At 47.1% G+C, this 255-nt stretch carries 1 pseudogene; it reads right to left on the bottom strand.

Annotated features, from left to right (window positions below):
• Positions 1-255, bottom strand: a pseudogene (locus ACO0K2_RS19755) (MotA/TolQ/ExbB proton channel family protein); the annotation flags it as partial.

The raw sequence follows: 255 nt of genomic DNA, 5'->3' as shown, positions 1-255 counted from the left end.
GGTGTTCAGTCGCTTTGATACCGGAATCAGCGATGAAACGGAATGGGCTGCCTTCTTTCAGGGAAGAAGAACCAGCTTGTACAGATGCTGCTTTCCAGAATTTTGTACGTGCATCCGTTGCTTGGCCAGACAATTTCACTTGATCGATGATCTTTGTGATCAGGATGTACCAAGAACCCATGGACATGATTGCCATGATGATCAATGTGCCTTTAGCAACGAAGTCACCAGTTTTCCACAGTGCGTCGAGACCGT

Source organism: Undibacterium sp. MH2W (genome assembly GCF_049340215.1).
In the GTDB taxonomy this organism is placed as follows: domain Bacteria; phylum Pseudomonadota; class Gammaproteobacteria; order Burkholderiales; family Burkholderiaceae_D; genus Undibacterium.
Note: the sequence above shows the minus strand (reverse complement) of the source record. Positions and strands in the feature narration are given on the sequence as shown.